A 5568-nucleotide genomic window follows, 5' to 3' on the forward strand; every position below is an offset into this window, starting at 1 on the left:
CAACACCCGCGACGGATAATTCAACCGCCCCACCGCATTCTTCGCCTTCGACACCACCCACACACCACCATCGTTCAACTCCACCTCAGCAGTCTTAAACCCCGGATAGATGATGGCCCCCGTCACCAACACCGCAGCAGCAGCCACAAACGACGTGGCCGTGGCGAACTTGCGGCGCGTGCGTGATCGCGGTTTCGTGGAACCCGGCTTTCTGGCACCCAGCGTGGCGAAAAGACGTGTCACAGCGTTAGCTTTCCTTCAAAATTGTGTGGTGGTTCCCCCGGCGGACCCGAGACCGCTCCCCCACTTCCCGCGACAGCCTACCCAACGATCTCCGGCAGCGCGATGGGGAGGACTGCCCGGCGGAGGGTGACGGCCGGGGCCCGGGGCGGGTTATGGCGTGGCTCCTGTCGGGAAGGTGCACAGTGGTACGCCGCTCTGTGCCGGCGACCCGATGGTGGTGTGCAGCGACTGGATCCAGCGGGTCTGGTTCGGTGAGCCGCGCATGATGTAGTACCACTGGCCGTCGCCGCTGTAGGTGGTGCCGTGCGGCTTCCAGCACATCACGTCGAAGCTGTCGAAGTGGGACATCCACGGCCGGTCGTAGCCGCTCTTGCCGTCGCAGGTGAATTTCTGCGGGTCGTAGGAGGTGGCGCCCGGCAGGTCGGTGCAGCTGCGGTCCATGCCGGAGTTCAGCCTGGTGGACCAGCGCGTCTTCTCTGCCCCGGACTGGGCCGACGCCGAGGCGAGCGGGCCGCCGGTGCCGCGCGAGTTGACGGTCTGGACCTGGATCGTGTGCCGTTCATTGAAGCCGCCGGTGTTGACCGTCCGGCTTCCCGAGGGGCCCACCCGTTCCCAGCCGCCGTTGTCGATTTTGATCTGGGTGTAGGCGATGTCGTGGCTCCCGGCATCCGGCGAGGCCCAGTTAAACGTCAGGTTCCGCTGGTTTTCCGCGCCGTTGGTGCCGGAGGCCGACGGGGTGCCGGGTGAGCCGTAAGGGTTCGCGTTAGCCCCGGTGCTGGCGTCCGAGCTGGGCGCGACGGACGAGTTGGCCGTCACCGTGACGGTGGTGGCGGCGCCGTTGGCGAACCCGCCGACGGTCTGGCCGGGCCTGATCGGCCCGGATTGGCCGGTGCTGGCTCGGTAGGTGTAACTCACCTCGGAGTAGGCCGAGCCGTTGCGTTCCGCAGCGGTGAGCTCACGGAAGTTGATGGTGACGGCCCGACCGGCGCCGCCGGTGTTGGCCTCGGCGGCGCTCACGCCGGAGACCCGGCTGAGCTTGCCGGTGGCGCGGCGCGGCGCGGAGGCCGCGCTGGCGGAGCCCTTGCCTGCCTTGTTTTCGGCCTGCACGGTGAAGGTATAGGACGCTTCCGAGTTGTTGGCGGTGAAGTTCGCCGTCCGCACGGTGCCGGCCACGGTCTGGGTCTGGTCCGCGCCGCCGCCGCCGCTCATCGTGACGTAGTAGTTCTTGATCGCGTCGCCGTTGGTGTTTGGCTCATCCCAGTCCACCTTGAGCTGGTTGGAGGTGCCGACGGCGGAGGCCACCGACGTCGTCGGCGCGCCCGGGGCGGCCGGGACGCCGGCGGGGTTGTCCTCGGCGGAGTACTGTCCCCAGTCGGAGGGGCCGAGCTCGTTCACGGCCTGGGCGCGCACCTTGTAGCGCACGCCGTTGGTCAGGGCCGGCCAGGTGTAGTTCAGGCCGGTCACGCCGTTCTTCACGGCGACTCCACTGGCCGGCGGCGGCGAGATCTCCAGGTTGTAGTTCTTCACCGCGGAGCCCTCGGTCTTCGCCGCGGGCCAGGCGATCACCATGTTCTTGTCCCCGGCCTTGACGGTGGGGGCCTCCGGCGGCGAGGGCTTTTCATCCGGCCGGATCTCGTTGGAGGCCGGCGAGGGATCGGATTCCTTCACCTCGTTGGTGGCGGTGACGGTGAAGACGTACTTGACGTCGTTGGTCAGTCCGCTGAGGGTGCACGTGGTGGTGGCGCAATCCTGGCTGAAGCCGTTGCCGGAGCGCACCGTGTACTTGGTGATGGCGGCACCGTTGTCCGACGGCGGCGTCCACTTGAGCACGGCGGTCCGGCTGCGGACGTCCGTTGCGCTCGGCGCGGACGGGGCGTCGGGCTTGTCCCGGACGGTGATCCGGACGCGGCCGTCGGTCTGCCGGGAGAGGTCCCCGGTCTTGTCCATGACGGTGTAGCGGACCACCATCACGCCCTTGAAGCCGCCGGCGGGGGTGACCGTGATGGAGTCCCCGGCCACCGCGGGCTGCCCGGCCGCGGAGCCGGTTTCCACGGTGGCGGCCACGATCCGCAGCGGCGTGTCGGAGAAGGGGTTGAAGTCGTTGGCGAGGACGTTGACGGTCTCCGCCTTGCCGGCGTTGGCCTTCTCCACGACGTCCTCGTTCGCCACCGGCAGTGGCCGGTTTGAGGCCGTGACGGTGGCCGCCACCGTGGCCCGGACAGGATCGGAGCGGCCGTCGGTGACCTTGAGCGGGATGCTGCCCTTCCAGCCCGCGGCCTTGGCGGAGTCTGCGGTGACTTTCAGGGTGGCGCCGTCAAGCGTGGCCTTGAAGCCCTCCGGGAGTGTTCCGTCGAGTTCGAATTTAAGTTTGTCCTGGTCGCCGGCGTCGACGTCCTTGGCCAGGTTGCCCAGTTCCAGGCTCGCGGACTCGGCCTTCGGCACCTCAAGGGTGGCGCCGCTGAACGTCGGCGGGTGGTTGGCGTTCGGGTCCGGGATGACCTTGGTGATGATGCTGAGCGTGGACTTCAGCCCGGCCGGGTCCTCGGGTCCGCTGCCGTCGGTGACCTCGAAGGTGACCGAGCCCGGGCCCACGTAGTCCTTGAGGGCGGCGTAACGCAGCTTACTCCCGTTGCCGGCCACGACGTTGTCCGGCTCGGCGCCCTGGACCTTGACCTTGTCCACCTGGGTGATCCGCGGCGTACGGCCTTCCCTGACGCGGACGTACTCGCCCAGGTCCAGGGTGATTTCCTTGCCGGCCATCACCTCCACGGCCTCGGTCCGGGCCAGGGTGGGGTGCTGTTCACCCTGGCCGGGGACCCAGATGACCGCCGTCGCGCTTTGGCCGTCCACATCGGTGACGGTGTAGGGAACCAGCTGGTCCTTCGGCGCGAGGGCCACCCGGACGGTCCCGTCGCCGGCCACGCGCGCGTTCGGATTGCCGTCCGGCAGGCCGATCTTGAGTTCTGCGGCGACGCCGTCGGGGTCGGCGTCGTTCTTCAGGACCGGGACGTCGACGGCGGACTTGCCGAGGGTCTCCGCCGGGGTGACCACGTCGTCTTTCGCGAGAGGGGCCTTAAGGGTTGCATCCGGGCTGACCCGGACCCGGATCACGGCGCTGCCCTGGGCTTTTTTGTCGTCCTGGATTTTGTAGCTGACGCTCTCGTTGCCCGCGGCGCCCGGCGCTGTGAGCAGCACCTTGCCGCCGTCGGCCGGCTCGACGGCGAGCTCCGGGCGGGCCTCGAAGCCGTTGCGCACCAGGCTGATCGGGTCCCCATCGGGATCCGAGTCGTTCGTGAGGGCGTCGACGGCGATCTTGCGGCCGGGCCGGACGTCCACGGCGTCGTCAACCGCGATCGGCTTCTGGTTATTGATTTCCCGCGGCGCGATGCCGACGATCACGGTGCCGGTGTTTTCGGCGCCGATCCGGTCCCGGACGCGGTAGCTGAAGGTGTCCGTGCCGGCGGCGTTGCCGGCGGCGGTGAATTCGAGGTAGCCGTCCTTGACCACGGCCGTGCCCATTGCGGGGGCCTTGTCCACGCCCGTCAGCTGCACAGAGTCGCCGTCGGTGTCCACACCGTCGAGCGGCACCGGGATGCGGACCGTCATGCCGGCCACCACGCGGGCGGTCAGGTTCTTCGGTTCGGGGCGGGTGTTGCGTTCGTCGTCGCGGGCCCGGATCCGGATGGACACCTGCTGGGAGTCGGATTGTCCGGAGGCGTTGGTGACCTTGTAGATCGCGTAGACCGTCTTCGGCACCTCGCCGGCGATGAAGCGCAGCGTCTGGCCGGCGGTGAAGGTGCGGCCGTCGGCGGCGTCCGGCTTTTGGGCCAGCACCGGTTCGAGGGTGAGCTTGCCGCCGTTGGGGTCGGTGTCGTTCTCCAGCACCGGGATGGTGACGACGTCGCCCGCACGGACGGTTGCCTCGTCGGGTTTGGCCTGCGGCGCCTGCAGCTTGGACGGCGCGGGGACGACCAGGACGGCGATCTCGCCGCTCGCGGAGGACTTGCCGTTGGAGATTGTGTACTTGACGTTGAGCTGGCCCTGGGCGCGGAGGTCGGTGATCCGGACGACGGAGTGGTCCAGGACGGCGACGCTGAGCGGCAGTCCATCGGCGGCGGTCACGGACTGGACCACCAGGACGCCGCCGGAGGGGTCCGAATCGTTGCCGAGGACGTCCACCAGCACGCTGCCGCCGGCCGGCAACAGCGCGGTGTCGCGGACCGCGACCGGTGCTCCGTCGCCGCCGCCGGGGACGACGTCGACCCGGACCAGCTGCTGGGCGCTGGCCGGCCCGTTCGTGACGAGGTAGGAGACGTAGTGTGCGCCGAGGGCGGTGGAGTTGAAGGTGAAGGTCTGCTGGTCGGCGCCCATGGTGGCGGTGGAGTTGCCGTCCGGGGTGGCCTGGGCGAGACGGAGCGCCCCGCCCTGCGGGTCCGAGTCATTTTTGAGCGGGGCGATCACGGTGTCCACGCCGGCGACGGCCACGAGGTGGTCCGCGTTCGCGATCGGCGGCAGGGCTCCTGGCGGGCGCACCTCCACGGTGACCTTGCCTTCGGCCGTGGACCGGCCGTCGGAGACGGTGACGGTGACGGTCTTGCGGCCGGGTTCGGAGCCGGAGTCCTGGAAGCTGAGCAGGCCGTCGGGCCGGACTTTCACCTGGTCGCGGGGGTCGCTGCTTGCAGCGCCGACGACGAACACGTCATCGCCGTCGGGGTCGGTCCAGTCGGTGAGGATGTTCTGGCTGACCGCTTTGCCGGCCTGGACTACGAGTGTGGTGTTCCTGTTCGGTTTCTGCCGCGGGGCGGAGTTCTCCCCGGGCGGGACGATGTTAAGCGTGACGTCGGCGGAGGCGGAGAGGCCGCGGCCGTCGTCGACCGTGTATTTGAACGTTTCCGTACCGGTCTTGTCCGCGCCCACGCTGACCTGGAAGCCGGTGGCGCCGTAGATCGGTGCGAGCAGCCCGGATTTGAGCGGCTCCGGCGACCGGACGGTGAGGATGTCGCCGTCGGGGTCGGTGTCGTTGTCCAGCACGGGAAGGATGGTCGTCTTGCCGGCGCGGACCCCGAAGGTGTCGGCTTTGGCGACCGGCGGGCTGTTGGGTTTGGTGCGGTCCGGCAGGACGGTCTGCTGCACCTCGTCGGCGGAGTCCTTGTCCGCGTCGTCCGAGGTCTGCTGCGGCGGGATGACGTCGTCCCAGTTGTTCACCAGCTGCATGTTCTGGTTCACCAGCCACACATTGCCCGAATTCACATCATTGAGCACCACCACATCCCGGTTCACCCGGAACACATACGACGGCGACGCGGACGCCTTCGGCACATCCAC

The 5568-nt window shown here is 68.8% G+C and carries 2 protein-coding genes; both read right to left on the bottom strand.

Annotated features, from left to right (window positions below; genetic code table 11):
- A partial coding sequence (locus AC1DGE_RS16850) for a hypothetical protein (RefSeq protein ID WP_476909813.1) occupies nucleotides 1-243 on the bottom strand: 243 nt, incomplete at its 3' end.
- Nucleotides 244-393: 150 nt separating this feature from the next.
- The coding region (locus AC1DGE_RS16855; RefSeq protein WP_476917865.1) for an Ig-like domain-containing protein at nucleotides 394-5568 on the bottom strand (5175 nt) is incomplete at its 5' end.

The organism is Arthrobacter sp. 05N425, from assembly GCF_056397125.1.